The organism is Vibrio sp. Vb0349, assembly GCF_033338975.1.
The window spans coordinates 1-1,054 of sequence record NZ_JAWOTS010000428.1 but is presented as its reverse complement, the minus strand read 5'-3'; the positions used below and the strand labels follow the sequence as shown (position 1 = coordinate 1,054).

Annotated in this window: 1 protein-coding gene; it reads left to right on the top strand. The window is 48.4% G+C overall.

Annotated features, from left to right (window positions below; genetic code table 11):
- A partial coding sequence (locus R7Q47_RS26365; protein WP_318090274.1) for an ATP-dependent DNA helicase occupies window positions 1-1,054 on the top strand: 1,054 nt, incomplete at both ends.

Below are 1,054 nucleotides of genomic sequence, written 5' to 3'. Positions count from 1 at the left end.
GATCTCGCCAAAGACATTGAAATCGCGTATCGCACCGAAGCAAAGGACATGCGTCAGCTGCAAAAAGTGGGGGATAAACTGCTTCAAAGCGCGATGGATATGCGCATCGTTTTGGGTGAGCCGGGTTTTCGTGGCAACTGGCGAGAAGCGATGCAGTCTGAATCCATTAAGCGCGAATTGGTTCGTTTAACTGACAGCCTAGATCTGGCGATTGATGTGCTCAAATTGGCACTTGGTCGCAGCCAATTGTTGGATACGGCTTTTGAGCGTGCGAACTTGATCAAAGGTCGAATCGATCGTGTGTGTGATGTTGACATCACCGGCTACTCTTACTGGTACGATACGTCACCGCGTCATTTTACTCTGCATATTACTCCGTTATCGGTGGCAGATAAGTTCCATGAACAAATTGAAATCAAGCAAGGTGCCTGGATCTTCACCTCGGCAACGCTTGCGGTCTCTGGTGACTTTAAGCACTTTACCGATCGTCTCGGCTTAAAACCTAAACAACAGTTTTCGCTGCCATCGCCATTTGATTATGAAAAGCAGGCTCGCCTTTGTGTGCCTCGTTATCTTCCTGAGCCAAACAGCCCAGGTTTAGCGGACAAATTGGTGAGAATGTTAGCGCCAGTCATTGAAGAAAATGACGGTCGTTGTTTCTTCTTATGTACTTCTCACAGCATGATGCGTGAGTTGGGAGAGAAGTTCCGTGAGGTGTTGGATCTTCCGGTTCTTATGCAAGGTGAAATGAGCAAGCAAAAGACTCTTGCAGAGTTTATGGAGCTGGGTAACGCTTTGCTTGTGGCGACGGGGGCGTTTTGGGAAGGGATCGATGTTAGAGGTGACGCACTGAGCTGTGTTATCATCGACAAATTGCCGTTTACTGCCCCGGATGATCCGCTGCTAAAAGCCCGAATTGAAGATTGTCGATTGCGTGGTGGTGAGCCGTTTGCTGAAGTGCAAATCCCCGATGCGGTGATCACTTTGAAGCAGGGCGTAGGGCGTTTGATTCGAGATCAGAAAGATCATGGTGCATTGATCATTTGTGACAATC